This window comes from Arcobacter caeni (genome assembly GCF_003063245.1).
GTDB lineage: Bacteria > Campylobacterota > Campylobacteria > Campylobacterales > Arcobacteraceae > Aliarcobacter > Aliarcobacter caeni.
This window is the reverse complement of the sequence record NZ_MUXE01000002.1, coordinates 206,385-231,979: the sequence shown is the minus strand read 5'-3', so window position 1 is coordinate 231,979 and position 25,595 is coordinate 206,385. Positions and strand designations below refer to the sequence as shown.

The 25,595-nt window shown below is 26.1% G+C and carries 23 protein-coding genes; 9 read left to right on the top strand and 14 right to left on the bottom strand.

Annotated features, from left to right (window positions below):
• Positions 1 to 159 precede the first annotated feature (159 nt).
• From B0174_RS02475 to B0174_RS02420, 12 genes are all read right to left on the bottom strand, one after another.
• Entirely contained in the window at positions 160 to 1,251 is a 1,092-nt protein-coding gene (locus B0174_RS02475) for a sensor histidine kinase (protein WP_108558059.1), read from the bottom strand.
• A 136-nt stretch (positions 1,252 to 1,387) separates the two neighbouring features.
• Positions 1,388 to 3,442 carry an ATP-dependent zinc metalloprotease FtsH gene (gene ftsH / locus B0174_RS02470; protein ID WP_108558058.1) on the bottom strand — a complete coding sequence of 685 codons (2,055 nt, stop codon included), beginning with the start codon at positions 3,440 to 3,442 and terminating at the stop codon, positions 1,388 to 1,390.
• 3 nt (positions 3,443 to 3,445) lie between these two features.
• On the bottom strand, positions 3,446 to 4,264 hold the full coding sequence (locus B0174_RS02465) for a 50S ribosomal protein L11 methyltransferase (protein WP_108558057.1): 819 nt from the start codon (positions 4,262 to 4,264) through the stop codon (positions 3,446 to 3,448).
• A gap of 93 nt (positions 4,265 to 4,357) precedes the next feature.
• Complete coding sequence (locus tag B0174_RS02460) at positions 4,358 to 5,290, bottom strand: tRNA dihydrouridine synthase (protein ID WP_108558056.1); 933 nt, start codon at positions 5,288 to 5,290, stop codon at positions 4,358 to 4,360.
• The gene (locus B0174_RS02455; RefSeq protein WP_108558055.1) at positions 5,290 to 6,303 is read right to left on the bottom strand and encodes a hypothetical protein; all 1,014 of its coding nucleotides are present in this window, start codon (positions 6,301 to 6,303) and stop codon (positions 5,290 to 5,292) included. The genes B0174_RS02460 and B0174_RS02455 overlap by 1 nt, the downstream gene beginning before the upstream one ends.
• Before the next feature lie 64 nt (positions 6,304 to 6,367).
• On the bottom strand, positions 6,368 to 6,823 hold the full coding sequence (locus B0174_RS02450; protein ID WP_108558054.1) for a 23S rRNA (pseudouridine(1915)-N(3))-methyltransferase RlmH: 456 nt from the start codon (positions 6,821 to 6,823) through the stop codon (positions 6,368 to 6,370).
• Positions 6,813 to 7,421: a thiamine phosphate synthase gene (locus B0174_RS02445; protein ID WP_108558053.1), complete on the bottom strand. Its 609-nt coding sequence runs from the start codon at positions 7,419 to 7,421 to the stop codon at positions 6,813 to 6,815. Before B0174_RS02445 ends, B0174_RS02450 begins: the two co-directional genes overlap by 11 nt.
• Before the next feature lie 6 nt (positions 7,422 to 7,427).
• Positions 7,428 to 8,294 (bottom strand): acetyl-CoA carboxylase, carboxyltransferase subunit beta, encoded by an 867-nt coding sequence (gene accD / locus B0174_RS02440; RefSeq protein WP_108558052.1) that lies wholly within the window; start codon positions 8,292 to 8,294, stop codon positions 7,428 to 7,430.
• 19 nt (positions 8,295 to 8,313) lie between these two features.
• Positions 8,314 to 9,522, bottom strand: coding sequence for a methionine adenosyltransferase (gene metK, locus B0174_RS02435; RefSeq protein ID WP_108558051.1), 1,209 nt, complete (start codon positions 9,520 to 9,522; stop codon positions 8,314 to 8,316).
• A 202-nt stretch (positions 9,523 to 9,724) separates the two neighbouring features.
• The gene (glmS, locus tag B0174_RS02430) at positions 9,725 to 11,527 is read right to left on the bottom strand and encodes a glutamine--fructose-6-phosphate transaminase (isomerizing) (protein ID WP_108558050.1); all 1,803 of its coding nucleotides are present in this window, start codon (positions 11,525 to 11,527) and stop codon (positions 9,725 to 9,727) included.
• Between the two features lie 85 nt (positions 11,528 to 11,612).
• Entirely contained in the window at positions 11,613 to 12,386 is a 774-nt protein-coding gene (locus B0174_RS02425) for an inositol monophosphatase family protein (protein ID WP_108558049.1), read from the bottom strand.
• 56 nt (positions 12,387 to 12,442) lie between these two features.
• Positions 12,443 to 15,088, bottom strand: coding sequence for an ABC transporter substrate-binding protein (locus B0174_RS02420; RefSeq protein WP_108558048.1), 2,646 nt, complete (start codon positions 15,086 to 15,088; stop codon positions 12,443 to 12,445).
• Positions 15,089 to 15,338: 250 nt separating this feature from the next.
• Here B0174_RS02420 and B0174_RS02415 point away from each other — a divergent pair, with 250 nt between their 5' ends.
• The 9 genes from B0174_RS02415 to B0174_RS02375 are packed head-to-tail and all read left to right on the top strand — an operon-like array spanning position 15,339 to position 23,291.
• Entirely contained in the window at positions 15,339 to 16,421 is a 1,083-nt protein-coding gene (locus B0174_RS02415; RefSeq protein ID WP_108558047.1) for an ABC transporter permease, read from the top strand.
• Entirely contained in the window at positions 16,418 to 17,041 is a 624-nt protein-coding gene (locus B0174_RS02410) for an ABC transporter ATP-binding protein (protein WP_108558046.1), read from the top strand. Before B0174_RS02415 ends, B0174_RS02410 begins: the two co-directional genes overlap by 4 nt.
• On the top strand, positions 17,025 to 18,605 hold the full coding sequence (locus B0174_RS02405; protein ID WP_108558045.1) for a heme-copper oxidase family protein: 1,581 nt from the start codon (positions 17,025 to 17,027) through the stop codon (positions 18,603 to 18,605). Before B0174_RS02410 ends, B0174_RS02405 begins: the two co-directional genes overlap by 17 nt.
• The gene (locus tag B0174_RS02400) at positions 18,593 to 19,561 is read left to right on the top strand and encodes a hypothetical protein (RefSeq protein WP_108558044.1); all 969 of its coding nucleotides are present in this window, start codon (positions 18,593 to 18,595) and stop codon (positions 19,559 to 19,561) included. Before B0174_RS02405 ends, B0174_RS02400 begins: the two co-directional genes overlap by 13 nt.
• Positions 19,554 to 20,078, top strand: coding sequence for a YceI family protein (locus B0174_RS02395; RefSeq protein WP_108558043.1), 525 nt, complete (start codon positions 19,554 to 19,556; stop codon positions 20,076 to 20,078). Before B0174_RS02400 ends, B0174_RS02395 begins: the two co-directional genes overlap by 8 nt.
• Positions 20,079 to 20,534, top strand: coding sequence for a hypothetical protein (locus B0174_RS02390; protein WP_108558042.1), 456 nt, complete (start codon positions 20,079 to 20,081; stop codon positions 20,532 to 20,534).
• Positions 20,531 to 21,259 (top strand): metallophosphoesterase, encoded by a 729-nt coding sequence (locus tag B0174_RS02385; protein WP_108558041.1) that lies wholly within the window; start codon positions 20,531 to 20,533, stop codon positions 21,257 to 21,259. The genes B0174_RS02390 and B0174_RS02385 overlap by 4 nt, the downstream gene beginning before the upstream one ends.
• A 3-nt stretch (positions 21,260 to 21,262) precedes the next feature.
• Positions 21,263 to 21,931, top strand: a complete 669-nt coding sequence (locus B0174_RS02380) for a response regulator (RefSeq protein ID WP_108558040.1) — start codon at positions 21,263 to 21,265, stop codon at positions 21,929 to 21,931.
• Entirely contained in the window at positions 21,921 to 23,291 is a 1,371-nt protein-coding gene (locus B0174_RS02375; RefSeq protein WP_108558039.1) for a sensor histidine kinase, read from the top strand. The genes B0174_RS02380 and B0174_RS02375 overlap by 11 nt, the downstream gene beginning before the upstream one ends.
• 307 nt (positions 23,292 to 23,598) lie before the next feature.
• Here the strand turns inward: B0174_RS02375 and groL are convergent, their stop codons facing one another.
• Both groL and groES read right to left on the bottom strand, forming a co-directional pair.
• Positions 23,599 to 25,233, bottom strand: a complete 1,635-nt coding sequence (gene groL, locus B0174_RS02370; protein WP_108558038.1) for a chaperonin GroEL — start codon at positions 25,231 to 25,233, stop codon at positions 23,599 to 23,601.
• Positions 25,233 to 25,490, bottom strand: coding sequence for a co-chaperone GroES (groES, locus tag B0174_RS02365; protein WP_108558037.1), 258 nt, complete (start codon positions 25,488 to 25,490; stop codon positions 25,233 to 25,235). The genes groL and groES overlap by 1 nt, the downstream gene beginning before the upstream one ends.
• Positions 25,491 to 25,595: the final 105 nt, after the last annotated feature.

Genomic DNA, 25,595 nt, shown 5'->3' with positions numbered 1-25,595 from the left:
AGAAAGAAGCAGAGAGTTTACACTTTTGATGAAATGGTTTTTATAAAAATTAAATATTTTCATATATCTCTCCTTGTTTTGTTTTTAAGTATTTAAGTATAATTAATAAATTTTTATTTGTCAATACTTTAAAATAAAGTTTTAGAAAAAAACTCTATTTTATGATTCATTTTCCTTTGATATAGGCAAGGTAATTACAAATTTTGCCCCCTCACTAGCATTTTCAAATTCTAATTTTCCTTGCATATTTTCTTCTATAATAATTTTAGATAAAAACAATCCTAAACCTGAAGATTTTTTGTATTTTTTTGTAGTAAAGTATGGTTCAAATATATTTCCAAGAAGTGCTTCTGGAACCCCACCTGCATTATCCACAATACTTACATAAGCAAAATCTTTATCCTTTTTAATACTAATAAATACTTTTTTTGAAGCTATATTTTTTTCAATTAAAGCCTCTTTTGCATTATGAAGGATATTAAATATTACTTGATTTATTTCATTTGGGAAACCATATAAATTGATTGATTTACTAAAATTATAATCAATTTTTATATTATGATTCATAAAAGTATCTTCTAGCATTTCTAAAGATTCCATTACAATTTCATCCAAGAAAAACTCTTTTTTTACTTCGTTTGGTTTAATAAAGTTTTTTAATTCTTCATTTTTGATTTGCATTTCACTTATGATTCTATTTAATTGATCCATAGTTTTATCAATAAAATTATTATTAATATTTATTCTTTTATATTCATCATTTATATTTTGTAAAAGAAAATTTACACTATTTACTGTTTCTTCACAAGCTTGAACACTATTTATTGCAACTTTTCCTATTCCAGCTAATCTTGATTGATGCACTAATAAAATTTCTTTTTTCTCTTTGCTTTGAATTTCTAATAATAATTTATTTTCTAAAGACTCTGTTAATTCTCTTTGTTCTTTAATTTTTTCTTGTAATGTTGCATTTATTAATTCTAATTCAAAGTTTTTTTGATGATTGCTATTTTTAATATCTTCATTAAACTTTTCAAATTCATCTTTTGTATTCTTTAAATCTAAATTTAAAGGCAAAATTATAATTTTATGCACTAAAAAGGTAATAATACAAGTAGAAAGAAATAAAATACCTGCTAAATAAAAGAATTCTTTTTCAAATAACATAAGTGTTAATTCAGAATAAGCAAATAAACTAATAAGTAGAATTAGAAAATTTAAAATAAATACTCGTCTTACTATTTTAGACATGAAAATCACCTGTTCCTAAATTTAATAATTATAATTCAATCATAACTAATTTTAATAAAAAAATAATATTTGATTGAAATATGTTTTAAAGGAGAGTAAAAACTTATATTTTTACTCTAAAGAATAAATAGTAAAACTATTTATTCTCTGTAGTTTCGTCACTATTATTTGAAGTTTCTTCAATAATAGTTTCTTTTTTAGCAGTTTCGATAATTGCATCTGAATGTAAATCTTCATCAACAAAAACTTTTCCACCAAATTCTGTGATAATTTCTCTTACTCTTTCACCTGATATTACTTCAATATCTAATAATTCAGCAGTCATTTTTTCAATGGCTGGAGTGTGATCTTTTAAAGATTGTAAAACAACTTTATATCTATCATTCAATGTATTTTTAACATGATCATCTAAATCTTTTGCCATTGCATCTGAGAAATCTTTTTGTGTTTGTCCACCTAAAAATTGATTAGTTCTTTTTTCAAGTACCATAAGTCCTGCAATATCACTCATACCATAAATAGTTGCCATTGATTTAATAATTCCCGTTGCTCGCTCAAGATCATTTCCAGCACCTGTTGAAATTTCACCAATAAATACCTCTTCAGCTGCTCGTCCACCAAGTAAAACATCTACTTCTGCAATTAACTCATGTTTTTGCATTAAATATTTATTTTCTTCTGGAGTATTTAAAGTATAACCTAAAGCAGCAAGTCCTCTTGGAACAATAGAAACTTTATTTACTTTATTAGCACCTTTTGTAATTTCTGCAATTAATGCGTGTCCTGATTCATGATAAGCTACGATTTTTCTCTCTTTTGGAGAAATTCTTTTTGATTTTTTCTCTAAACCAGCTATTTGTCTCTCAACTGCTTCTTTAAAATCACTTGGGTCAACTTGATCTTTTGAAGCACGACCAGCTAGTAATGCAGCTTCATTTATAATATTTGCCAAATCAGCACCAGCAAGTCCGGCTGTCATTTTTGCAATTTCTTTTAAATCTACATTTTTCCCTAGTTTTACTTCTTTAATATGTACTTGTAAAATTTCAATTCTTCCCTCATAATCAGGTTTATCAACTAAAACTTGTCTATCAAATCTTCCTGGTCTTAAAAGTGCAGGATCTAAAACTTCTGGTCTATTTGTAGCAGCAAGAACAATAACAGGAGCAGCATCAGTAGAGAACCCATCCATTTCAGCTAAAAGTTGATTTAATGTTTGTTCTCTTTCATCATTTCCACCCATTGGACCACCTGATGCTCTACTTTTACCAATAGCATCAATCTCATCAATAAAAATAATTGCAGGTGCAACTTTTTTTGCTTGTTCAAATAAATCTCGCACTCTTGATGCTCCAACACCTACGAACATCTCAATAAACGCAGAACCAGAAACCGATAAAAACTCAACATTAGCTTCACCAGCAACTGCTTTTGCTAAAAGAGTTTTACCAGTTCCTGGAGGTCCAACTAATAAAACACCTTTTGGAATTTGAGCTCCAAGTCTTACATATCTATCTGGTGATTTTAAAAAGTCAACAATTTCTTGAACCTCTTCTTTAGCCTCTTTATTTCCAGCCATATCATCAAAAGTTACATTGGGTTTTTCTGAATTAATCATTTTTTTAGATGAACCAATTCCAAGAATTCCTCCTGAACCTCCACCCATAGATTTTTGCATTCTTTTTGCAATAAACATCCAAATAGCAAAAAATATAAATATTGGTAAAACCCAACCAAATAAAATATCAGCTAAAACATTCTCTTCATTTATTCCACCATAAGAAATTGAATTTTTTTCTAATTCAGGAATTAATGTATCATCAGGAATAACTCTTCTTGCTGTAAAAGTTGTAACTTGTCCTGTTCCCATTTTAGAAACAGCTTTTATTTGTGTATTTCCAATTCCTACATATTCTATTTTTCCAGAACTAATTAATGCTTTTAAATCTGAATATGCAACTGTTTTATTTGAACTTTGTCCAAATGCTTGAATATTAGAATTTGTAGCATCACCACCCATTTGTTGTTCAGGGAAAATCGCTTTGAACGCAAATATTGTAACTATTGAAAAAATTACAAAGATTAATAATGGGTTATTATTAAAAAAATTATTACCATTTCCATTATTACCACTATTATTGTTATTGTTATTGTTATTAAGATTATTATTTTGTTGTTGTTTTTTAGCCATAAACTAAAACTCCTTCTTATTTTTAAATACTACACTCATCCACTCATTTTTATGAATAAGTTTGATTTGTTCTAAATCATTAAATTTACTTAATACTCTATTTATATGTTTATCTAAAATACCTGAAATAATCAATATACCATTTTCATTTAAACACTTTTTTAAATCAGAGGCAATCATCACTAAAACATCTGCTACAATATTTGCTATAACAACATCATATTTTTTTGCTGTTTTATTTGTTGAACCAATCCATGAATCATTAAAAGTCACACCATTTAATTCAAAATTTGCTTTTGTATCAATAACACAAACTTCATCTGTATCACAAATATCAACAATACATCCTTTTTTTGCAGCTGCAATAGCTAAAATACCGCTTCCTGTTCCTACATCTAATACTGTTTTATTCGTAGTTACAAACTCATCAATTGCTTCAATACAAGAAGATGTCGTCTCATGATGCCCCGAACCAAAAGATAAAGCAGGATTAATTATGATATCAATCTTCCCATCTTTTTTTTCTTCCCAAGATGGTCTGATATAAAAATTTCCAACTTCAACAGCTTTTACTGATTGTTGATATTGTTTTATCCAATCTATATTTTCTTTTTTTTCGTATGTAATTTGACATTTTGTATTTAATGCTTTAATAAACTCTTTAATTCCAAACATCAAATCATCAAGCTCTTCTTCGCTTCTGATTATCAGTATTCCATCTAGTTCTTCAATTGCATCTGTTGTTATAGCATTTACCAAATCTAGAAAAAGTTCATAATTAGCATCTGGTTTTAGTGTTAATTCATAATAGTATTTAGACAATTATTTCCCTTATTACAATTATATATAATTTTTCTTCATTTTTATAAAGAGATATATTTTATCTAAATATCTTTTGAATCATATTAAAAGAAATTAAAAAAAGTTATCTATCATATCTCGCATAACACTAATATCAGAGATTTTATTAACAATATCTCTAAATTCATTGGCTCCTGTATAACCTTTTGAATAAGAATGTAATAATTTTCTAAACATAATAGCACCATGAGGACCATGAAATTTTAACATTGCATCAAAATGTTCCAAAATTATCTCTTTTTTCATAGCATCTGAAATATCTTCAATTCCATGTTTTAATTGATAAAATACCCAAGGTTTACCAATAGCACCTCGACCAATCATTACACCATCTGCTTTTGTGTATTCTAAAACTTCTTTTGCTTTATCGTAATCTTTAATATCACCATTTGCAATAACAGGAATAGAAATAGATTCTTTCATCTGTTTGATTGCATCATAATCAACAGGTGCTTTGTATTTTCCTGCTCTTGTTCTTCCATGAACAGAAACAAAATCTGCTCCACAAGCTTCAACAGCTTTTCCAATTTCTACTGGAATTTTGTCATTCACACCAATTCTAACTTTTGCAGATGTATATTGTTTTTTTGAATATTTTTTTACAGTTGATAAAATCTCTTCAAGTTTTTTTAAATCTCCCAAAAGATTTGAACCTGAACCGTGATTATAAACTTTTGGTGCTGGGCATCCACAGTTTAAATCAATCCCATCAATTCCATCAACTTCATTTAAAAGCAAAACAGCATCACGAACCAACTCAACGCTATTCCCAGCAATTTGAACAAAATAAGGGTCTTCAGTAGGACATTTTTCAATCATTTTTAATGTTCGTTCTGATTTATAAACCAACGCATTTGATGAAATCATCTCAGAAATAGTTAAATCAGCTCCAAACTTTTTAACAACAGAACGAAACGGTAAATCGGTATATCCAGCAAGTGGCGCCAACACCACAAGGGGTCGGCTAAAATCAAGTTTTTTATTCATTATTTGTAAGATATCGCTTCTAAATTATAGTGTTTCCCAGCTTCTTTTAAATCAATTAATGCTTTAAAAGCAGGATATTCATTGTCTTTTGTATTTGCAAGAACTTCTCTTGCTTTATCAATCATTTCATATTCAAATAATACATGTAAATAAGCAGGAATAGCATCTTCAAGTTCTAATGATAATTTTTCAAATAGTGCAATTATTTGATCAGGTTTTAAAATAGTTTCATAATTTTTTGCTAATGCTAAATAATCATTTTTATCATAGTCTAAATCTTTTACAATTTTTAAAATCTCTTCACTTGTAAAACCAAATTCATTATTAGAAGCATCTTTTTCAAAAAGTTTTTTAGCCATATCTTTGTCTAATTTGATATTTTTATAAAGCTTTTTAATAGTTGTCATGCTTTTTTCTTCTAAAACATTTTCAAAAGATTTCAAGACAATATTTGAAGAAAAACTTTCTGGTTTTTTTAGAACATCAACTGCAAAATCTATTTGTTCATTTACTTTATTTAGCATATTTAAGTTTGCTAAGCTCGAAGTTTCATTTACTTTAAATGATTTATCACTTATATATTTACCATTTTTTACATCTTGAACATTTGCAACTATTTTATTTAATTCATCATCAAAACATGAAAATCTATTTTCTTGAACATCAATTTTTAGTTGAGAAAGAATTATTGCAAGGTTTTTAAAATCTTGAGTTTTAAATTTATAAACTTCGTTTTTTTCAAGTAAACTTGATTTTATCATTTTAATCATAGCTTCATGATCTTTTTTCACAGCTCTTTTTTTAAAATAATTAAGCATTGCGTACCATAAAATATGCAAATATGTTGCAAGAGCAAGTAAAGATATAGGAGATATTACCCACGCAGAAACTGGTAAAGAAAGGGAATATCCGAAAAATGAAACATTGTAATCACCCAACTCTAAACTATATACATAACCAAATACGGCAACAATTAAAATTATTGAGAAAATAAAATATTTCTTAAAACCCATTTTCTATCCTTTTTTTATTATACAAATTCTTATTATTTTTCCATTATACAAAAATGTTTATAAATTACTTATGATATGGATGATTATTTTGAATACTTAAAGCTCTAAAAATCTGCTCAATCAATACCACATTTGCAACTTTATGAGCCATTGTTAAATCACTTAAAGATATTGTAGTATCACATTTTGTTAAAAATTCTCTTTGAAATCCATAAGCTCCACCAATAAAAAAATTAACTTCATTTTTATCTTCAAGTAATGAAGAAAAAACATAAGTATCAACTTTTTTTCCTAAAACATCTAAAGCAATGTTATATCCTTTTAATAAAGGTTCATAAGTTTCGCTATAAGCTTGTTGCGCCTCTTTTTCTCCAATAGTTTGAGCTTTTGCAATATTTTTATTAAAAATATAAAAAACTTCAACTTTTGCATATTTAGATGACATTTTTATAAACTCTTTTGTTAAAACATCAAACTCATCTTTTGAGGGTTTAATTATTGAATAAATATTAATCTTCATAAAAACCACTCCCAACTACATTAAATCTTATGTTTTCGATAATATCTTCAACTTTAACTCCACCAATTGCACAAACTGGATGTTTTGATATTTTCGCTAAATATGAAATTTTAGAACCTAAGATTGTACTTACATCTTTTGTATTTGTATTTTTATAAGCACCAAGACCTATCATGTCTATTTCTAATTCATTAGCCTCTAAAATTTCTATTTCATTATGAGTTGAAAGTCCTAAAAGTTTATCTTTTATTTTTAATCGAACTAATTTTACTGCTAGTTTTTTATCTTTATGAATTTTAAGAAAATCTTCTTGACCCAAATGTAAACCATCTGCAAATTCAATTAATTCTATTTTGTCATTTATTATTATTGGAATATTAAGCTTTGATTTTAGATATAAAAGATTAGTTTTTTGTTCTTCTAATGATAAGATTTTATCTCTATATTGAAGAATTTTTACATCTTTTTTCTTACATAAATCTACAAAAATTTCAAGTGAGATATTTTTTTTAAGAAGTGTTTCATAATCACATAAAACATATAAATAATTAAAAGCTTTGAGTTCAAAACCCAAAGCTTTTTCTAAATTTGAAGTCATCAATTATTAACTAATTTTTTCTTTTTGAAACATACTTAATAAATCTGTTAAGGTTTGTTTCATAGCATTTCTATTAACAACCATATCAATAGAACCATTTTTAAGTAAAAATTCAGCTCTTTGAAAACCTGCTGGTAAATCAGCTCCTATTGTTTGTTTGATAACTCTTTGACCTGCAAAACCTATTAATGCACCTGGTTCTGCCATAATAATATCACCTAAAAATGCAAATGAAGCAGAAACTCCACCCATTGTAGGATCAGTTAAAATTGAAATATATGGAAGTTTTGCATGATCAAGTTTTTTTAAAGCTGCTGAAGTTTTTGCCATTTGCATTAAAGCAAATGTTGATTCTTGCATTCTAGCTCCACCAGATGCCGATATAATTATCACACCTTGTTCTTTTTCAATCGCTCTATTTACAGCTCGTACAATTTTTTCACCCTCGACAGAACCTAAACTTCCACCCATATAAGCAAAATCAAAAACAACTATTTGAACTGAAATTTCATTTATTTTTGCTTCACCACTTACAACAGAAGATGTTCTTCCTGTATTTTTAAGTGCTTCTTCTACTCTTTTTTTATAAGAAGTTTTATCTACAAATTTTAAAGGGTCATTTGGTTTTAATTCAGAATCATATTCAACAAAACTATCTTTATCAGTTAAAATCTCAATTCTTCTTTTTGCACCAATTCTCATGTGAAAATTACATTTTGGACAAATATTATTTTGACTTTCAACCTCTTTAAAAAACATTAAGGCACTACATTCAGGACATTTTATCCAATGACTTGGTGCATCGCTTTTTGTTGGTTGTTCTTTTGATTTACTATCAAAAGAAATTTTGCTAAATAAGTTTCTTAAATCCATTATAATCCTTTAATCATTTTTAAATATTTTCAAATTTATCTAATTCGTCAAGTTTTTCCCAAGGATAATCACTTTGTCCAACTTGTCCACGAGCTGCTACATCTGCATATAAAAATGTTTTTCCACTTGGTTTATCTAAAGCAAACTTTTGTGTAATCCATCTAGGTGTTAATGAGAATGTATCCATTACAAATTGTGATAATTTATCATCATCAAATTTTGTATAAGAACCCATTGTATCAACTGAAACAGATGTAGGTCTAGCTACTCCAATTGCATAAGAAATTTGTACAGTTGCTTTTTTTGCAAGTCCTGCTGCAACTATGTGTTTTGAAATCCATCTTGCAGCATATAATCCACTTCTATCTACTTTAGTATAATCTTTAGAACTTTGAGCTCCACCACCAATTGGTGCATATCCACCAAATGAATCTACGATTAATTTTCTTCCTGTTAATCCACTATCATGTAAAGATGAGTGATTTACATATCTTCCTGTTGGATTGATATGAATAATTGTAGATTTTTTATCATACATATGAGGAGGTAGTCCAGCATCATCAATTAATCCTTGAATTAATTCTCTTACTTCTTCAATTGGCATTGTTTCAACAGAAGGTGCACTTACAACTATTGTATGAATTTTTTGAGGATTACAATTTTCAAAATTTGCTTTTGTACCATAATCAACAGTAACTTGTGTTTTAATATCAACACCTAATTTTTGATTATGTTTTAAAGCATAATTGTAAACTTTATCACATAACATTCTAGCGTATGTAATTGCAGCTGGCATAAAATCAGCAGTTTCACTTGAAGCAAAACCGAACATAATTCCTTGATCACCTGCACCAATTTCTCCATCAACTTGATCAACACCTTGATTAATATCTGGACTTTGTTGATTTAATAAAACTTGAACTTTTACATCATCAGGATGCAAACATTGCTCTTTTGTAAAAGCAGATTTTCCATCGTATCCGATTTTTGCAAGTGCATCTAAAACTATTTTTTCATAATCTTTGTTTGATAATAAAGCTGATGATTTTACTTCACCACCAATTACAACATGTTTTCCTGCTACAAAAACCTCTGAAGCGACCCTGCTGTCTTTATCTGCAATAATTAATTTATCAACGATAGAGTCAGCTATTATATCTGCGCATTTATCTGGGTGTCCAGGGCTTACAACTTCACTTGTAAATAAGTATTGTGTTTGTTTTTCCATTTTTGTTTTCCATCCTTTGTTTTCCACAAGAGTAATCTTGAGTTGTTTTCCATCTTTTGTTTTCCATTTTTTGTTTTCTATATTTGTTAAGAAATTTAAAATAAAAATTTAAAGAATTCAATTTGCCAAAAAGGCAAAAAGTTACTAATATTAACTAAAAAAAGCTGTTATTTACTTTTTTTCTTTTAATTTTTTTTAAGATTTATTCAACAGTTACAGATTTTGCAAGATTCCTTGGCATATCAACATCATTTCCAAGTCTTATTGAAATTTCCATTGAAAATAGTTGTAAAACTATCAACATTTCAAAAAATTCCAACATATAATGATCTGTTTTATTTATTTTCACAAAATCATCTGCTAATTCAAAATCAAGTGGTGAAATTGCACAAATTGTACTATCTCGTGCGCTTAACTCTTCCACATTTGATTTGATTTTGTCATAAAGTAAATTTTGTGGCATTAAAGCAATTGTAAATAATTCAGGGTCTGCTAAAGCAATTGGTCCATGTTTCATTTCACCTGCTGGATAACCCTCAGCGTGTAAATATGAAATCTCTTTTAATTTTAAAGCACCCTCTAAAGCCAATGGGAAAAATACATCTCGACCTATAAAGAAAAAACCATGTCCATGTAAATATCTTTTTGATAATCTTTTCATTTTTTCATGGATTTTATCACTAATACAAAGTGATTTTGGAACTTCTCGTAAAGTGTGTAACTCTTTTTGTAAAACCTCATCTGAAATTACATTTTTTGCTTTTGCAAAATAAAGTGCTAACATCCATAAAACAACTGTTTGAGTTGAAAATGCTTTTGTCGAAGCAACTCCTTTTTCAATTCCAGCTCGTGTTAAAATCGTAGCATCTGCTGTTCTTGTCATTGAAGAGTTATCAACATTACAAACTACAAGTGTTTTAAGTCCTGCTTTTTTTGCCATTTTTAAAGCTTCCAAAGTATCGGCTGTTTCACCACTTTGAGAAATTACGATAAATAAAGTATCTTTTGTTAAAAGTGGATCTTTGTATCTAAATTCACTTGCAATTTCCACATTACATTTAACTTTTGAAAGTCGCTCAAACAAATAAGAAGCTGTAAGTCCTGCGTGATATGAAGTTCCACAAGCACAAATTTTGATTTCATTGATTCCATCTATTATTGAGGACTCAATTTCATCAAATAAAATTTCATTATCTTTAAGTCTTCCAATCATACAATCACTTACAACTGTACTTTGTTCATAGATTTCTTTTTCCATAAAAAATCTATATCCATCTTTTTGAGCAAATTGTTTAGATGTTGGAAGTGATGACCAAGAATAATTATCATTAAAAAACTCTATTTCATTTGCACTTGCAATTCCACCAACTCCATCTTCTAAATAAACTACACTTGAAGCTAATCCAATAAGTGGAGCATCAGATGATGAAAATAAAACTTCTTCTTTTTCATTTCCTTGTGCTACGATTAAAGGGCTTCCATGTTTAAAGAAAAATATTTTTGTTGGGTCTGCTTTTGTGATTAAAAGAATTGAAAAAGCACCTTCAAGTCTTGAAATAGTATTTTGAAAGGCTTTTTTTGTGTCGTTTAATTGGTTATAAAAATTTTCAAATAAGTGAACAATAACTTCTGTATCTGTTTGAGATACAAATTTATGTCCTTTTGAACTTAATTCTTCTTTTAATTCTTTGTAGTTTTCAATAATTCCATTATGAACAACATAAGAATATTCACCTAAATGTGGATGAGCATTTAGTTCAGTTGGTTTTCCATGAGTTGCCCATCTTGTGTGTCCAATTCCTAGTTCATAATCATTTGATGCTGATGTTTTTACTTTTTCTTCAAGATTAATTAGTTTTCCCAAAGCTTTAAAAACATCAATTTTGTCTTTTTTTAAAACAGCGATTCCAGCACTATCATAACCTCTATATTCTAATTCTTTTAAACCATCTAATAATATTTTTGTTGTCTCTTGTTTACCGATATATCCAACTATTCCACACATTAAAAAAACCTTTTTTCAAATTTTAATTGTAATTATTATATTTAATAGTTACTAAATATGTGCTTTTCGCACTTTTTTTATTATTTTATAAATTTAAATTTTTTATAAATTCATCGTGAATTTTACCATTTGAAGCAACTAAATATTTATCTTCAAATAATGTATAAGTATTTCCACTTATATTAGAAACTTTCCCACCTGCTTCTATAAGTATTAAAATTCCAGCACTTACATCCCATGCTTTTAAATTCATTTCATAATATCCCTCATAAGTTCCTCTTGCCACATAACATAAATCAAGTGCTGCTGAACCTAATCTTCTTAAATCTTGACATAAAGGAAGTACATCTTTTATTTTTTTTACCACATCATTTAAATCATCTTCATTTGTACCACTTGTATATGGAAATCCTGTTGCTAATAGTGCTTTTTGGAAGTTATCTTCATGGCTTACTTTTATTTTTTTACCATTTAAAAAAGCACCTTTTCCAATTTTTGCTGTGTACAATTCATCTAAAATCGGATTATAAACAATTGCTAAATATGGTTTTTTATTTTTATAAACTCCCACAGAAATAGCAGTATGGGGAACTCCATTTACGAAGTTTGTTGTTCCATCAATTGGGTCAATTATAATTGAGTTGTTAAACTGTATATTTGCATTGTCTGATTCTTCTGCAATGATATTAAAGTTTTTAAATCTTGTTGAAAATTTCTTTTTTAAAAAATTTTCAACAGCCACATCATAATCAGTAACTAAATCTTTTTTTGCTTTAAAAGTTATGTTTTTATCTGCATAAAATCCCTCTTTTAAAATCTTTCCTGCTTTTTTTATTATTTTTATTAATTCTTTTTTCATTATTTACTCTTTCTTGTTTTTTGTATTTTATCCAATATTAAACAAATCAATACTTACTATTTTATTTGTACTTGATTTCTTCCATTATTTTTTGCTTCATATAAAGCATCATCTGCTCGTTTAAAGCTCTCTTCTATTTTTTCATTTTCATTATAATTTGTAGAACCAATTGAACAAGTAATATGTTTTACTCCCTCAAATGAAGCTTCAGATATTGCATTTTTTATGTTTTCAAGAACTTTTTTTGCATTGTCTATAGATTTTACTTTTGTTAATAATAAAAATTCTTCTCCACCCCATCTTATTAATAAATCATCTTTTCTTGAAGATTTTTGAATAACATTTACAAATTGTTTTAATACTTTATCTCCAACATCATGGCCATAAGTGTCATTTACTTTTTTAAAAAAATCAATATCTAATATTGAAAGAAATACTAAATTATCTTCTTTTATATATTCATTTATAATCAATTTATAGTGAGTTTCAAAATATTCTCTATTGTATGCACCCGTTAATTTATCGTGTGTTGATTTATTCTCTAATTGAATTTGTTTTAAAATTGTATCGCTTATATCAGTTAGTGAAATCAAATATTGTTCATCTTCTAATTCAACTATTGAAACATTAAAAACTTTTGTTATTGATGTATTTGGATGTAATATTGAAACTATTCTTTTTTCAGATTTTAATCTTAAAATATTTTCAATCCAACTATTATTATCAACAATTTTTCCTAAATGAAAATACAACTCTTCTTCAATAAATGTTTGAGCAAGGCAAGAATGTTTTTTTTGAAACTCTTTTAAGTTTTTACAATCAAAAAAATCAAGGAAAAATCTATTGGCAAAAACTGGTTCTTTATCATTTACAATAAAAATCATATTTGGTTGAATATCCAAAATAGTATTAATAAACTTTTTTTGGTCTGATAACCTTGAATTTAATAGTTTTAATTTTGTATAAAAAAATACTCCAAATAAAAATATTAAAATAAAAGGAGTAATAATTTGCCAAAGTAAAGTGTAATCAACACCTTTTTCATAAATAGTTGAAGCCCATTTATCAGTTAATTCTTTTTTTTCTAAAGGAGTAATATTATTTACAACTTTTTGTAAAATATTAAATAAAATTTCATTATTATCTTTAACACCAATTGTAAATTCTAATTCATCATTAGTTTTTCCTGCAATTTTTAAATCATTAAAATATTCTGTTTGAATTTTATAAGAAACACTATATAAAGTCCCAATATAGCCATAAACTTTTCCTGCTTTTAATTGTTTTAGTCCTTCTTGTGTATTTTCAACTTCAACAATATTTAGGCTTGGATATTTATTTCTAAAATATTCAATATTTACATAGTTTTTTGCAATTGCTATTTTTTGATTTTTCAAATCCTCTAATTTATTAATAAAAGGAACATCTAATCTTGTAGCAACTACAAGTGGAACTTTAAAAATAGTTGATGTTAGTTTTAAACCATCTTCTATATTATGGGTATTAATTGTTAGAGATTGAAAATCACATTTATCATTTTTTATAAAATCCAAAACTTCATTTTGAGAAGTTGTTTTGATTAATTCAAATTTTGTTGATAAATTTTTTTCTAAAATTGCATAATAATCAGCAGCCATTCCTTTGTATTTATTATCATTTTCCATTTTTTCAAAAGGTAACCAGTTTGAATTAATACACATTTTAAGAGGTTGTTTTTTTTCTATATAACTTTTTTCTTCAGAATTCAAACTTGAAGCTGTAGTTAAATTCTCAAAAATTAAGTTATTAAAAGTTATGTTATTTTTTGCTAATCCTAAAAGTTTATATATATTATAAATTTTTTCTAACTTCTCAGCTTCCATTTTTCCCAATTCATTGGTATTGTGATAAGCTAATTTCTTTAATTCATTGGCTTCATAAATCAAAGCTTCTTTAGATTTTTTTTGAGGATTATATTTATTATAAATTATTTCTACACTTTCATTTATATTTGAAAAAGCATATTCCCAACCTTTTAAAGATGCTTCTCTGAATTTTCTTACTTCATTTTCTTCATTATGTAGGTATTTTTTACTTGTTGTTAAAATATCACTATAAAAATCAAAACCATAATCTTTTGGATTAAAAACAATAGGATTCCCACCTAACTCTTTTAAAGTAAAAGGTTCATTTGAAATATAAGAAGCGATTAAATCTGTTTTTTTATCAAGTAAATCTTGAGTATTAAAAGAAGGTGTTTGAATGAGTAAATCTTCAAGTTTTATACCATGAGAAAATATCATAGATAATAAAGAAACATCAGAACCTAAATCACCTGATGTCATAATTCTTTTATTTTTCAAATCACTTAATGAACTAATTCCAGAGCTTCTATCTGTTACTAAAACCAAAGGGCTTGATTGAAATATTGTTGCTAAATAAACAAGTTCTTTTCCCTTTGAAATATCAATCATTGATGTTGGACGAAGAACCGCATATTCTATTTTATTATTAGTTAAACTATCTATTACATCAACATTTTCATCCCACTGTTTTAACTTTACATCTAAATTTATATCTTGGTAAAAGCCTTTTTCTTTTGCAAGAATATATCCTGCAAATTGAAATTGATATTTCCAAGGCAATTGAAGAGAAACTTCTTTTAACTCTTTGGAAATCAAAAATGAGTATATAAAAATAACTAAAAATAATATTCGTATCATAAAATTAAAACCTTTTTTATTAATAAAATCAAATATATTTAGATATTAATAAATATTTTAATACCTAAAATAAAGTGCGGATTTTACTAAAATAATAATTAAATGTGAATTTATTTTATAAAGATTATTAATAAATTTTTATAATTCTTTAATAATTTTTATTTTTTCTATATGAACAAAAATTAATATTCTATTCATTGTATTTTCATATTCAAAGATTAAAATCTTTTAAAATAACAAAGGAAAACTATTGATTTTTTATGCAATAAAAGCATTATTAGCAAACAAACTAAAAACCACTCTTATTTATCTAAGTCTTGTTTTTTCAATTGTTTCTATTTTTTTGATAAGTTCAATTTCAAATGGAATAATTACAATGTATTCATCTATGCTAAAAAGTGACGGAGATATTATCATCACTCAAGCTAAGATTTCTGATACATTTTTTTCAAATGTAAATATAAATTTAATAGAACAAATAAATAAAATAAAAGATGTAAAAGAATCATCAGCTTTAATTGTTGGTGCAAGTCCCGTTGAAAAACTTCCTATTGTGGCTATTTATGGTGCAAGTTCTAATCGATTTAAAAATTATAAACTCCTTGAGGGAACTTATCCTTTAAAGGATGAAGTAATTATTGGAAAATCTATTTATGAGCAACTACTAAATAAAAATGAAATCCAAATAGCAAATAAAACTTTTAAAATTTCAGGTGTTTTCAAAAATGAAATTGGTTTTGAAAATGGTGGAGTTGTTTTAACTATTAGTGATGCTGGAGAAATTTTCAATAAATCAACTTCTATGATTTTAGTAAATACAACTCCAAACAGTGATATAGAAACTCTTATTCAAGAAATAAAAAAACTTGATGAAAAAATTGATGTTAAATCAACTCAAAATTTTGTGGATAATTATAATCAATTTAAAATCATAAAAACTTCATCGAATGTTATTTCATTTATTGCATTTTCTCTTGGATTATTAGGAATTGTGAGTTTAATGAGTATCACAATAAATCAGCGAAGAAGTGAATTTGGAATCAAAAGAGCATTAGGAATAAGTACTTCTAAAATCGTTTATTCTATTATGATTGAAAGTTTTATTTTGGGAGTTTTTAGTTTTTTAAGTGCTTTTGTTTTTTCAAATATTGTTTTATATTCTATTAAAAATATTTCTAGTTTACAAGGTTATGTAAATGGTGAAGTATCAAATTCTTTAGCTTTTTATATATTTATTACTTCAATTTTTATGGCTATTTTTGGCTCAATAATTCCTGCATTAAATGCGGCATTTACAGATCCAGTTGAATTGATTCAAGGAAATAAAATATGATTAAAGTAACAAATCTAAGTCACTATTATAATAAAGATTTAGCTTTAGAAAATATAAACCTAGAGATAAAAAGTGGTGAATTTATAGCAATAATTGGAGAAAGTGGAAGTGGAAAATCTACACTTTTATCTGTTTTATCAACTCTTTTAAAACCAAGTAGTGGAGATATTATTTATGAAAATATAAACTATAACGATATAAAAAATATAGATGATTTTAGAAAAAACAATATTGGATTTATTTTCCAATTTCACTATTTAATAAATTATTTAAGTGTAAAAGAAAATATTAATCTTGCAAATGAAAAAGCTTCAAAAGATGAAATTTTTGATTTATTAAAACTTTTAGGAATTGAAAATTTAATAAACAAATATCCAAATGAAATTTCAGGAGGGCAGAGACAAAGAGTTGCAATTGCAAGGGCTTTGATAAATAATCCAAAAATCATTTTTGCAGATGAACCAACTGGAAATTTGGATTCAAAAAACTCTTTAAATGTATTTGAATTATTCAAAACTTTTGCAAATACGGGAACAACTATTATTGTAGCAACTCACGATAAAAATTTAGCCCAATTAGCAAATAAAATTTATGAGGTAAAGGATGGAAAGATTGAATAATTTTAGTAGTTTTATAGACAAAAACTTCAAAATATCTATTGCTTTTTTTGCTTTAGGATTAGTTCTTGGAATTATTTATTCCATTAATCTTTTAGGTTTTAGCCTAAACTCTGAAACTTTAAATCCTGTAAATATAAGAGCTATTCATATTTCTTTAATGCTTTATGGTTTTATTCCTTTGATGCTTTCATATTTGCCTTTTTTACTTATAAATAAAGAAGTTGGATTCCACAAAGAAGGACTTAGATATTTAAATCTTTATACAATTTGTTGGTATATTTTTTTAGTTTTTATGGTTATTAGTTTACTTTTAGGGAAAAATAGAGGTTTAGCTTTTTATGATTTTGCCTATGAATTAAACTTTTTATTAGCTTTATCTGGAGTTTTTTATATCATCGCTTTATATAAATTTATTAGACTTTATAAGATTTTACCTTTATGGATAAAAGTATGTTTAAGCGTTGTAATTATTGCTCCAATCGCACTTTTAGTTTTAATGAACCCAATTATTGGGCAAGTTGAAAGTACAGTAACTGGTCCACATGGAGATAATACTCTAGGAATGAGTTTGGCTTTACTTCCAATTTATTATCTAATTATCAAACTTTTAAACCAAGGTGAATTTAAAGCTAGATGGAATATTTTATGGATTCTTCCAACACTTTTTTATTTTGGAACAGTTTTTTATAGAATCTTTTTTGAACCATTAACCTACGATCAAGAGTGGTTTGCTCAATATTTAACTCTTTTATATATTCCACTTTTATACAGATGGTATAAAGATAGCAATATTCAAAATCTTGCAAAAAAAGCTCTACTAATTTCAATATTGGCTTTTTTGTTTGTGGATATTGAGGGAAATATTATCTTTATTCCTGCAATCAGATGGATATTTCACAGAAATGATTTAATTGTTGCTCACGCTCATATGGCGATGGGAATATCAGTTTTTTTTATGGTTATTTCAATGTTCATAAATCAAATAAAAGAACTTCAAAAATCTATATATATAAACAGTTATTTGTTTGCACTTATTGGAATATTTGTTGTTTTATCAATTTCAGGTTTTACAGAAGCTGGGTTTTTAAATATTCCAACACAAAATCTTTGGATTTTACGAACTATTTTTGGATGTTTTTCTTTTATTTTTATTTCTGCTTTTATAAAAATAAATCTTAATACAAAAGATTACTCAAAACTGGAACTTTACAATATTATTGGAATTTTAAGTGATGGTTTTGGAGGAATATTTTTAATTTTATTTGCTAGTTTTATTTATCCACTTTTTGGATTTAGTTTTACAGGAGTTTATGAATATGTGGTTTTTACATTTGTAAGTATGACAGGAATCATTCATTATATGGCTTTAAAAAATCCATCAAGTCAAATAATTTTATCAAATTTAACTGTGATTATTAGAGTATTTGCAAGTTCTGTATTTTTTGCTTTATATGCTTCTGGGAAACTAGGATTTGAAGCTTTGCTTATTTCTCTTTTTGACCTGATTGTTGTTTTTGTTTATTTAATCTATTTTTACCAAAAAGAGATTGTATGCAAAGATTAATTTTAATATTTTTTATAGCAAGTGAACTTTGTTATTATTTATTAATAGCTCAAACAGGAGTTGTTGAATACTTTTCTTCAAATTTATTTCTAATTGCACCTCTTCCAATTGGTGGAATAATTGGCTCAATTGTAGTTTCATATATAAAAATAAATACAAAAAATAAAATCTCATTTTTTTTGATAATTCAATTAATAATGAGTTTTTTATATCCTCATTTCAATATTTTAACCCTATTTCTTTTAGGTTTTTCAATTGGAAGTTTAGCTCCACTTATAATAAATGAAATAAAAAAAACTTCACTTTTAGAATTAGGTTTAGCACTTAGTTTGTCTTATGCAACTGGAACAATATTATTTAATTATGAAGTTGCATCAAGGGGAATTATCGCAATTAGTTTAACAACTATTACATTAATTGCATCAAGATTTTTACCAAGAAATGAAGCTATAAATAAATCAAATCAAGAGTTTGCATTATTTATGATGGTTTTATGGGTATTTTTGGATTCAACTCTTTTTGAATCCCTTTCAAGGGATATTACAATTTCTATTTGGAGAGATGGTTTTACTTTTCAAATTGTTTTATTTCATATAATTGGAGTTTTTTCTGCTTTATTTTTTAAACTTGAGAAAAACCAAAAAACTTTATTTATTTTGACTTTGTTTGCACTTTCATATCTATTTTATTTTTTAAGACAAGGATATTTTTTATCAATGATTTATCCATTTGTAATTTCATATTATAATGTTGTGATTTTGCAAACTATATCAAAAAAAGATTTTAGAACCATTACATTTTATATGATTCTTATTGGTTGGATAGCTTCAGGTGCTGGACTTTTTGTAGCAATTACAAATTTAATTTTATTTGTTCCAATTGTATTATTAGCAATAATACTAAAAATAATGATAAGTGAATATAAACCAAATAACAAGGAGATAAAATATGTTTAAAATATTAGTAATTTTGAGTTTAACTCTATTTGCAAGTGCAAATAGCTTAACAGTACAAAATGGTGAGATAACAGCTCATACGGAAGTTTTAGGTGATAATCAAATCAATCCAAGTACAAAAGATGTTAAATCTGATTTAACAATGACTGATTCAATAGAATCAATCAAAGGAAAAATCTATTTTGATACTTCATCTTTAATTAGTGATAAAAAAACTAGAGATGAACATATGTATGAATTATTAAATATGGAAAAATCCAAAACAATTTCTTTTGATATTAAAAGTATCACGAAAATTGAAAATGATTATGAAATAAAAGGTGCTTTAACATTAAATGGCGTTACAAAAAATATTAAAGCAAAAATTTCTATTAATCAAAAAAATAATGAGATTTCATTAAATGGAAATTTCTCATTTAATCTTACTGACTTTTCAATGGAGCCACCAAAATTAATGTTTTTAACTGTTAGAAATCAAATAGATATTTCTTATCATATTAATCTTGAAGCTAAATAGATGTTAAAGAAACTTATTTTATCAATACTTATTTGTATTTATTCAAATGCAAATACTCTAAAAATAAATGATAAAATAAGTAACTTTTCATTAGCAAATCAGTTTGATAAAATTCATACTGTTAATAGTGAAATTTCTATGATTATAGTAACTTTCCAAAGAAATACTTCAAACCTTGTAAATGATTTTTTATCATCAAAAGATAGTGATTTTTTGCATAAAAAAAATACTATTTTTATAAATAATATTTCATCAATTCCATCTATTGTGACAAAAATGTTTATAATTCCAAAAATGAGAGATTATAAATATGATATTTTATTAATTTACAATGAAAATAATAAAAAATTCATAGAAGAAGAAAACAAAATCACTATTTATTTTATAGAAAATAGTTTTGTAAAAGATATAAAATATATCTCAACAGAAGAAGAATTAGAAAGTATCTTAAAATGACTCTTTCTAATCTTCAAACCGTAGAAATATTAGTTACTAATAAAAAATTAGATGATTTAAAAATCTTACATTTAAGTGATTTACATATAAATAAAAAAACAACTATTTCACAAATTGAAGAACTTATAAATATATGTAATGATTTAGTTTTTGATTTTTGTGTAATAACAGGCGATATAATCGATACAAAAGTAAAATTCATAAAAGAAAAACTAGAAATCTTGAATAAATTAAAAGGAAAAGTTTATTATATAAGTGGAAATCATGATCTATTTTATGGTTTAGAAGATTTGGAAAAAGGACTTTTTAATTTTATTTTTATGGATAATATTTGTAATGTAATTATTTATAAAAATGAAATCATACATATAGCTGGGCTTCCAGATAGATTTTCTAAGTTTTTTAAAATCAAAAGAGAAGAAAATAAAATAAAAAAATATCTTTTAAATGAACCTTCTATTCTTTTAGCACATCAACCAAAAGACTATAAAATAGCACTAAATTCAAATGCAAATCTTTTTTTATGTGGACATACACATGGCGGTCAAATTTATCCTTTTCATTATTTAGTAAGACTTGTTCAACCATTTATTGCAGGAATTTTTTACAAAAAAAATACAGCTATTTATGTAAATAAAGGAATTGGAACTTGGGGAATAAATTTTAGGTATAAAGCTGATGCCGAAATCACCATACTTAAATTAATATCAAAAAGTGTAAAATAATTTATGAAAATTTTAATAATAGAAGATGATATAAAAATAATTAACTTTTTAAAAAAAGGTTTAGAAGAAGAGTGTTATATAGTTGATTCTGCAACAAATGGTGATGATGGGTTATATCTTGCAAGTGTAAATGAATATGATTTAATTTTACTTGATATTATGCTTCCTATAAAAGATGGTATTGAAGTTTGTAAAAGCCTAAGAAGTGCTAAAAACCAAACTCCAATTATAATGTTAACAGCCAAAGATTCAATTGAAGATAAAATCAAAGGCTTAGATATTGGAGCAAACGATTATTTAGCAAAACCTTTTTCATTTGCTGAATTATTAGCAAGAATTAGAGTACAACTACGAACACAAAATGTAACTCAAACAAAAATTTCAATAGCTGATTTGGAACTTGATTTATTAAATAAAACTGCAATTAGAGCAAATGAAAATATCACTTTAACAGCAAAAGAGTTTGCATTACTTGAATATCTTATAAAAAACAAAGATAGAGTTTTGAGTGAAACAGCTATAAATTCGGCTTTATCTTCTTTTGAAGATTCAAATATTAGTAATATTGTAAATGTTTATATTTATAGATTACGAAATAAAATTGATAAAAACTTTGCTATAAAATTAATAAAAACCGTAAGAGGAATAGGATTTAAAATAAGTGATAAATAATCTATCAATAAAGAAAAAACTTTTAATTTATAGTTTTTTAATACAAGTTATCATTTTGGTAATTTTTTCTTTTTCCATATATAAAGCCTTAGAAATTTCCACTTTAGATAAATTTCAAGCTACTTTAAAAGTGATACTTCTTGATATTGTAGATGATTTAAAAGAAAAAGAAAAAATTACAGATAATGTATTAAATGAAGCAAAAGAGTATAATTTTAAACCTTTGTATATTAGAATTTTAGATAATAATACCCATTTAAAAATACTACAAACTTCAAATTTCCCAAGTAATTTCCCAAATGATAATGAATATTTAAACTCTTTAAAAGATGAAATTATTACCTTCCAAAAAGAAGATAATTATTTGATTAGTAGAATAAAAATGAATTCCAACAATAAAGAAAAAATTATAGTTGAAATTGCAACTACAAAAGATATGCTTTGGAAAACATTGGAAAATCTACTTTATATTTTATGTTTTTTAGTTCCAATAGTTTTAATATTTGCAGTTATTGGAGGTAAATTTTTAATATATAAATCCTTTTCTCCAATAGAAAAAATTCTTGAAGAATTAAAAAATATTACAGCTATTGATTTAACGGCTAGATTAAAAACTTCAAATAATCAAGATGAGATAAATCAGTTAATAAATGAAATAAATAATCTACTTGGAAGATTAGAATCTTCATTTGAAAGAATCTCTCAATTTAGCTCCGATGCTTCCCATGAATTAAAAACACCTCTTACAATTATAAGAGGAGAAATAGAAGTTACACTTAGAAAAGAGCGAACTATTGATGAATATAAAACTGCACTAAATAATTCTTTAAATGAATTAACTTTCATAGAACAAACTATAAATGATTTACTATTTTTAGCAAAAAATGAAAAAGATTTAATTGTAGATAATCAAGAAATTTTTTATTTTGATGAATTAATTGATGAATCAATAAATGAAATTAAAAGTTTTGCAAAATTACATGAAATTGAGATTAGCTTTATATTGGAAGATAGTATTGAGTTTAAAGGTTTTCCAAATCTTTTAAAAATCGCTTTAAAAAATGTACTAAAAAATGCCATTCAATTTAGTCATAAGAATTCGAAAATTATAATAAAAAGCTACAAAAAAAATGAGAGTTTAAATATCTCAATTCAAGACTTTGGAATAGGAATTCCAAAAAATGAACAAGAAAAAATATTTGAAAAATTTTATAGAACAGATAAAAGTAGAAATAAAAACTCAGGTGGAACAGGGCTTGGAATGTCAATTGTGAAAAAGATAATAGATATTCATAAAGGCTCAATCCAAATTAAAACTAAAGAGAATATTGGAACAACAATTATTTTATCTTTTCATTAAAATAATTTTTATAAATTCAGTTTGTTTTAATCTAAAAAGATGTTATAATTACATTATCTAAACAATATGGAGGTGTAAATGACGAAGAAATCACTTTTTATGGTTGTTAAACTTTAATTTAGAATATTAGATTTACTATTAAGTAGGTTTTAGAACACGAGTTTTGTTCTAATAAATAATTTTTTAATGGGTTTTTAGATTTATTCTAAAAACCCTTTTTTTATTGTAAAAATTTTACAATAAAAAAAGGGTAAAGTTCAAAACTTTACCCTTTTAAAATAAATAATTAATTAAAATTAATTATTTATTACATCATACCACCCATTCCACCCATACCCATATCAGGCATTGATGGCATTGAAGGTTTATCTTCTTTAATATCTGTAACTGTAGCTTCTGTTGTTAAAAGTAATGATGCAACTGAAACAGCATTTTGCATAGCAACTCTTTCAACTTTTGCAGGGTCAACAATTCCAGCTTCAAACATATCTACATATTCACCAGTTGCAGCATTAAATCCAATATTTTCATTAGTAGATTTTTCAACTTCATTTGCAACAACACCAGCATCATAACCAGCATTTGTAGCAATTTGTTTTAACGGTGCTTTGATAGCTCTAAAAATGATTGCAGCACCAATTGCTTCATCACCTTCAAGATCAAGTTTAACTTTAGCAGCAGCTCTGATTAGTGCAGCTCCACCACCAATTACAATTCCTTCTTCAACAGCAGCTCTTGTTGCACTTAATGCATCATCAACTCTATCTTTTTTCTCTTTCATTTCAGTCTCAGATGCAGCTCCAACTTTAATAACAGCTACTCCTCCACTTAATTTTGCAAGTCTTTCTTGTAATTTTTCTTTATCGTATTCAGAAGTTGTATTTGAAATCTCAGCTCTTATTTGACCGATTCTTCCTTTTACTTTTTCTTTATCTCCACTTCCATCAACAATAGTTGTGTTGTCTTTATCAATCACAACCTTAACAGCAGTTCCTAAACAAGAAAAATCAGCAGTTTCAAGTTTCATTCCCATTTCTTCAGAAATAACTGTTCCACCTGTTAATACAGCGATATCTTCAAGCATAGCTTTTCTTCTATCACCAAATCCTGGAGCTTTAACAGCTGCAATATTTAAAGAACCTCTTAATCTATTTACAACTAAAGTTGCTAATGCTTCACCATCAACATCTTCTGCAATAATTACAAGAGGTCTTCCAGATTGATTAACAGATTCTAAAATTGGTAACATCTCTTTTAATGAAGAGATTTTTTTATCATATAATAAAACAAATGGATTAACAAACTCACCAATCATTTTTTCAGCATTTGTTACAAAGTATGGAGATAAATATCCTCTATCAAATTGCATTCCCTCAACAACATCAAGTTCATCTGAAATACCTTTTGCTTCTTCAACAGTAATAACACCGTCTTTTCCAACTTTTTCCATAGCTTCTGCAATCATAGATCCAATTGCTTTATCAGAGTTTGCAGAAATAGTAGCAACTTGCTCAATTTCAGTTTTATTAGCAACAACTCTTGAAGCTTTTTTTAACTCAGCTAAAATAGCCTCTGTAGCTTTATCCATTCCTCTTTTTAAAATAATTGGATTAGCTCCTGCTGTTACATTTCTTAATCCCTCTTTAAAAATTGAGTGAGCTAAAATAGTTGCAGTTGTAGTTCCATCCCCTGCTTCATCAGCAGTTCTTGAAGCTACTTCTTTTACAAGTTGAGCTCCCATATTTTCTAAAGTATCTTTTAATTCAATTTCTCGCGCAACTGAAACACCATCTTTTGTAATTGTTGGTGCTCCAAAAGATTTTTGTAATAATACATTTCTACCTCTTGGTCCCATTGTAACTTTTACAGCATCTGCTAATTTTTCAACACCTGCATATAATCTATTTCTTGCGTTATCACTAAATATTATTTCTTTTGCCATTACATAACTCCTATTACATTTTCAAGATTTAAAATTAAATACTCTTGTCCATCAAGTTTAAATTCAGTTCCTCTGTATTGTTCAAATACAATTGTATCTCCAACTTTTACATCTTCAACTTTATTACCAATTGCCACAACTTGAGCTGTTTGAGGTTTTTCTTTTGCATTATCTGGAATATAAATTCCACTTGCAGTTTTATTTTCTACTTCTGTTCTTTTTACAAGAACTCTTTCGCCTAGTGGTTTAAAATTCATGGTATTTCCTTTTATATATGTGATAAATTTCTATTAAAACTTAGCATTTAGCACTCTAAATTTCTAAGTGCTAAATTTTATTAAAATTCTGGAATTTTGTCAAGA

Bases quoted from the DNA above. Each gene is read 5' to 3' on its own strand.
- B0174_RS02380 (WP_108558040.1), top strand. From the start codon at position 21,263: ATGAAAATTTTAATAATAGAAGATGATATAAAAATAATTAACTTTTTA.
- groES (WP_108558037.1), bottom strand. From the start codon at position 25,490: ATGAATTTTAAACCACTAGGCGAAAGAGTTCTTGTAAAAAGAACAGAA.
- B0174_RS02420 (WP_108558048.1), bottom strand. From the start codon at position 15,088: ATGATACGAATATTATTTTTAGTTATTTTTATATACTCATTTTTGATT.
- groL (WP_108558038.1), bottom strand. From the start codon at position 25,233: ATGGCAAAAGAAATAATATTTAGTGATAACGCAAGAAATAGATTATAT.
- B0174_RS02400 (WP_108558044.1), top strand. From the start codon at position 18,593: ATGCAAAGATTAATTTTAATATTTTTTATAGCAAGTGAACTTTGTTAT.
- B0174_RS02390 (WP_108558042.1), top strand. From the start codon at position 20,079: ATGTTAAAGAAACTTATTTTATCAATACTTATTTGTATTTATTCAAAT.
- B0174_RS02405 (WP_108558045.1), top strand. From the start codon at position 17,025: ATGGAAAGATTGAATAATTTTAGTAGTTTTATAGACAAAAACTTCAAA.
- B0174_RS02395 (WP_108558043.1), top strand. From the start codon at position 19,554: ATGTTTAAAATATTAGTAATTTTGAGTTTAACTCTATTTGCAAGTGCA.
- B0174_RS02475 (WP_108558059.1), bottom strand. From the start codon at position 1,251: ATGTCTAAAATAGTAAGACGAGTATTTATTTTAAATTTTCTAATTCTA.
- B0174_RS02425 (WP_108558049.1), bottom strand. From the start codon at position 12,386: ATGAAAAAAGAATTAATAAAAATAATAAAAAAAGCAGGAAAGATTTTA.
- B0174_RS02450 (WP_108558054.1), bottom strand. From the start codon at position 6,823: ATGAAGATTAATATTTATTCAATAATTAAACCCTCAAAAGATGAGTTT.
- glmS (WP_108558050.1), bottom strand. From the start codon at position 11,527: ATGTGTGGAATAGTTGGATATATCGGTAAACAAGAGACAACAAAAATA.
- B0174_RS02445 (WP_108558053.1), bottom strand. From the start codon at position 7,421: ATGACTTCAAATTTAGAAAAAGCTTTGGGTTTTGAACTCAAAGCTTTT.
- B0174_RS02410 (WP_108558046.1), top strand. From the start codon at position 16,418: ATGATTAAAGTAACAAATCTAAGTCACTATTATAATAAAGATTTAGCT.
- accD (WP_108558052.1), bottom strand. From the start codon at position 8,294: ATGGATTTAAGAAACTTATTTAGCAAAATTTCTTTTGATAGTAAATCA.
- metK (WP_108558051.1), bottom strand. From the start codon at position 9,522: ATGGAAAAACAAACACAATACTTATTTACAAGTGAAGTTGTAAGCCCT.
- B0174_RS02385 (WP_108558041.1), top strand. From the start codon at position 20,531: ATGACTCTTTCTAATCTTCAAACCGTAGAAATATTAGTTACTAATAAA.
- ftsH (WP_108558058.1), bottom strand. From the start codon at position 3,442: ATGGCTAAAAAACAACAACAAAATAATAATCTTAATAACAATAACAAT.
- B0174_RS02455 (WP_108558055.1), bottom strand. From the start codon at position 6,303: ATGGGTTTTAAGAAATATTTTATTTTCTCAATAATTTTAATTGTTGCC.
- B0174_RS02460 (WP_108558056.1), bottom strand. From the start codon at position 5,290: ATGAATAAAAAACTTGATTTTAGCCGACCCCTTGTGGTGTTGGCGCCA.